The sequence below is a fragment of the Moorena sp. SIO1F2 genome, assembly GCF_010672755.1.
Taxonomy (GTDB): domain Bacteria; phylum Cyanobacteriota; class Cyanobacteriia; order Cyanobacteriales; family Coleofasciculaceae; genus Moorena.
The window spans coordinates 1-4,527 of sequence record NZ_JAAHFV010000455.1; the positions used below are offsets into that span (position 1 = coordinate 1).

Annotated in this window: 3 protein-coding genes; 2 read left to right on the plus strand and 1 reads right to left on the minus strand. The window is 44.2% G+C overall.

Annotation, left to right across the window (positions count from 1 at the left end; genetic code table 11):
- Positions 1 to 191 (plus strand): hypothetical protein (locus F6J94_RS30730; protein WP_293047206.1); only part of this gene is annotated, 191 nt, incomplete at its 5' end.
- Positions 192 to 200: 9 nt separating this feature from the next.
- Entirely contained in the window at positions 201 to 1,430 is a 1,230-nt protein-coding gene (locus F6J94_RS30735; RefSeq protein WP_293047207.1) for a DUF1501 domain-containing protein, read from the plus strand.
- 151 nt (positions 1,431 to 1,581) lie between these two features.
- Here the strand turns inward: F6J94_RS30735 and F6J94_RS30740 are convergent.
- The coding region (locus tag F6J94_RS30740; protein WP_293047210.1) for a WD40 repeat domain-containing protein at positions 1,582 to 4,527 on the minus strand (2,946 nt) is incomplete at its 5' end.

The following is a 4,527-nucleotide window of genomic DNA, read 5'->3' on the forward strand; positions in this document are numbered from 1 at the left end:
TGACCTGCTTGTCACGCGGGGCGCGTTCGCATTTACCGACCATAGCCATCTGCGATCACATTTATCTACCACAACCCATACTCTTCCCCCGATTCCCGATTCCCGATTCCCGATTCCCGATTCCCGATTCCCGATTCCCGATTCCCGATTCCCGATTCCCGATTCCCGATTCCCTGTTCCCTATCCTATAAAAACCAACCATGAAAAGACGCAAATTATTACAACAAGCTAGCCTTCTAACTGCTGGGGGACTTATCTCTATGGGGAGTTGGGTAGCCAGAGGATTAGCAAATACGGCAAATACTAATCACCGTAAGCGACTGATTGTTATTTTCCTGCGGGGTGGCATAGATGGACTGAATGTAGTTGTGCCATACCAAGATGCTGATTACTACCAAGCGCGACCGAGAATTGCCATTCCTCGCACCGGGGAAAAAGGGGGAGTCTTGGATTTAGATGGTTACTTTGGCTTACATCCAGCTCTAGCTGATCTGATGCCTCTTTGGAAACAGAAAAGTTTAGCCTTTGTTCACGCCAGTGGTTCACCAGACTCCACTCGCTCCCATTTCGATGCTCAGGATTACATGGAAAGTGGCACCCCAGGCATTAAGAGTACAGATGATGGCTGGATGAATCGACTATTAGGGACGATTCCCAAGGAAATACCAACTCAAGCCGTGAATATGGGCACAACAACGCCACGGATTCTATCCGGTCAGATGCCAGTGGCTAATTTACCGATGGGCAGAAATTATAATCACAAGCTGCCTGTAGACCGTCCCCAAATTGATGCTGCTTTTGATCAGCTCTATCGTGGTAATGATGCGATTAATCGGGCTTATCAGGAAGGAAGTGAAGCACGGAAGATACTGCTGGCTGAGCTAAAGGAAGAAATGATGGCAGCTAACCGGGGAGCACCACCTTCCTCTAAATTTGTTGGTGATAGCCGCAAATTAGCCAAGCTGATGGTGGGGGATGCTAAGACCCAACTGGCATTTTTGGCCTTAGGTGACTGGGATACCCATGTTAACCAGGGCGGTAGTCAAGGACAGCTGGCTCGAAAACTTAAGCCTCTTGGACAAGGGTTGGCTACTCTAGTCAAAGCCTTAGAACCGATTTATGCGGATACTGTAATTGTGGTGATGTCAGAATTTGGTCGTACCCTGGCAGAGAATGGTAACAAGGGTACTGACCATGGACACGGGAATGTGATGTGGGTCTTGGGTGGAGGAGTTCGCGGTGGTAAGGTCTATGGAGAGTGGCCGGGTTTGGCGGAATCCCAGTTGTATGAAAAACGGGACTTAGCAGTAACTACGGATTTTCGTGAGGTGCTGATGCCTTTGCTCAGGGAACATATGGAGATTGGAGACTCCAATTTAGCCCAAATCTTTCCTGGTTTTACGTCTAATCAGAATCTGGGGCTTTTGTAGGGAAACAGAGGTGTCGGGAGAGGGGAGTGCGTTCCCTTTTTAGTTCATGTAGGGTGGGCAGTGCTTTCGACAGATTCATGTGATTGCCAATCCCCTTGGTAGGCACTGCCCACGGTAGGATGAATCACAATAATACCAGTGCGTGTGCTTTTTAGTTGATGCCTTCACAAAGAGTGCGATCGCGTTCACTTACATTCGGGTTATTCTTCAGATAATCCCCAGCCCAATCGCAACCACGTCGCAGTAGATCATCTAGACTACTTAGAGCGAGATCAATATTCCACAAGATTACAGTTTTATGGTCACTAGCAGTAGCAAGAGTCTTGCCATCAGGGCTGAAGCTAACACTGTTGATGGCAGCACCACTACTCTGGAGTGTTTCAAGTAGTGTACCGTATCTAAACCAGAGTTTGACTGTCCCGTCACTGCTACCACTGGCAAGTATGAAACCGTCGGGACCAAAACTGAGGCTATTGACTTCCCCACTATGTCCCTTGAGAGTTGCCAGTTCCTGACCTTGCAAATTCCAGAGTTTAATAGTTCCATCCAAACTGGCAGTGCCAAGGGTCTGACCGTCAGAGCTAAAACTGAGGCTAATCACCGCAGCCCTATGCCCCGTGAGAGTTTCAAGTTCTTCACCGCTCAAATTCCAGAGTTTTACGCTTCCATCCTTACTAGCAGTAGCGAGGATTTTGCCATTAGGGCTCAATTCCACACTGTCAACATCATCTTCATGCCCCTGGAGAGTGTGGATTTCTTCTTTCGTCTCTAAATTCCAGAGTTTTACGGTTCCATCCTTACTAGCACTGGCAAGGAACTTCCCATCTCGGCTAAAACTAACACTATTAACCCAGTCCGTATGACCTCCGAAGCTTGCTATTTCTTTATCTTCCAGAGGCCATAGCTTGATCGTTCCATCCGAACCAGCACTGGCAAGGAATTTTCCATCAGGGCTGAAACTAAGACTTGTGACTGTACCTTGATGTCCTGTAAAGGTCGTGATTAGTACACCGTCCCGATTCCATACTTTAACAGTTCTATCAAAGCTACCACTCGCAATTAACTTACCGTCGGGACTAAAGCTGACTCTATCAACTGCAGCCTGATGCCCAAATAGGGTTTGGGTTTCGAGATCATAGCCCTCAACGCTCCAGAGTCTGACACTAAAGTCTTTGCTGGCAGTGGCTAAAATTTTACCATCAGGACTGAAACTAATACTTGTAATCCCTCTATTATGACCTCGCAAGATTTGGAGTTCCTGACCTTTCCGACTCCAGAGCTTAACAGTTCCATCTAAACTGCCAGTGGCAATTGTCTTACCATCAGAACTGAAGCTAACGGTGCTGATTATGGCACCAGAACTCTGGAGAGTAAGAATTTCATGTCCTTTAAGATTCCAAAGTCTAACAGCTCCATCCAGACTGGCAGTGGCAAGGGTCTTACCATCAGGGCTGAAACTGATACTTGTAACATCAGCTTTATTCCCCATAAAGGTTTGCCCCATTGGGTTGCCTTTTCTGTTCCACAATCTTACTATTCCGTTGCGACTACCACTGGCAATCACTTTACCGTCACGGCTGAAACTGAGACTCGTAATACTAGCGTTCTGTATTGGAAAGGGTTGCCCCATTGGGTTGCCTTGTTTGTCCCACAATTTTACTATTCCGTCACTACTACTAATGACAATAAGCTCACCGTCAGGGCTGAAACCGATACTTGTAACCCCAGCTTCATCTCCCTCGAAGGTTTTGAGTAATTTACCGTCTCTATTCCAGAGTTTAACTGTCCCATCAGCACTGCCAGTGGCAAGGATGCTATCATCAGGACTAAAACTTATGCTATTGACTATATCTGTATTTCCCTGGAGGGTATTTAGTAGTTTACCATCTCTATTCCAGAGTTTGACGGTACCATCAGCACTACCAGTGGCAAGGATTTCACCATCAGGACTGAAACTGAGGCTATTAACCCAACTTTTATGATCTTCTAAACGATTGCGCTCTCTGACTCCATAAAGGGCTTGCTGTAATGCAGCTAAAGTCTGAGTTCGGGTATCGGTTCCTACTACCATTGCTGACTTAAGTGGTCTTCCTGCCTTTAAAGCTGCTATTAGTGGCTCAAGTGACTCCCTATTTCTGTTAAATAGGGAGTCCGAGGATTGATCAAGAGCAAAAGTGTTTCGTATTTTAACTTGTCTCGCAAATAGTAGTCCGGTAAATAGTATTAATACTACCAGACTAATCAATGTTTTTACCACTGATGATCTAAATCGGCTTTTAGATAACGCCTCTTCTCTTAACGCCTCTTCTAGTCTTACTTTACTTCGTTCCAACTCTTTTCTTGCTAGTCTCTCTTGTTCCAATTCAGTGATTATTAAAGTTCCTGTCGATTGACGAATAATAGGAACTAGATAGTCGTGTACTAATTGATAATGCGCAGTCGAAAATTCTGGCAAAAGTAAAACCAATCCTGAGTTGACGAAGATCTCTAATATTAAATCTAGGTTTTCTGTCTCTCCTACTCCGAGATCCAATAAACCCGATCCTAACTCTGCCCTAGACTTGAGTGGTCGAGTGTTATTTTCATCTGTTAGGAGGTATAAAACTAGTCTTGCCTCACGTTTATTCCAATAACCACAGTCTTTAACAACTCCAGCTAAAAATCGCTCCAATAGCTTTTCTTTAGAACCGATTGCTTGATACTCAACCAGTTTATTAATTTTCTCTTCTTGCAATTGTAATCCCACAATCTGTAACTCAATTGGACGAACTTCACCCAGCTCTCCAGCTAAATCATTCACAAGTTTATAAATCAATTGTTTATCTAAATAAAACCGATGTTTTCTTGTTAATTGATATATAAAATTAGCACTCTCTTGGCGAGACAAATTTCCTAAATAATAAAGAATGTCTTGGCTTAATATGTACTTGATATTATCTATTTTTTGTGAACGTTGAAATTCTAATAGATAGTGTAGAGAGTCTTCCCTTAATGACAGAATAACTTGAGTATAAGGAATATAGTCAATTGCTGTTTTTAAGAATTCCAATAAAAGATTGCGCTCGACTAGATCTGGTAGATCCGAAAATAATTCTTC

Coding starts and splice junctions, on each gene's coding strand:
- F6J94_RS30735 (WP_293047207.1), top strand. CDS start 201: ATGAAAAGACGCAAATTATTACAACAAGCTAGCCTTCTAACTGCTGGG.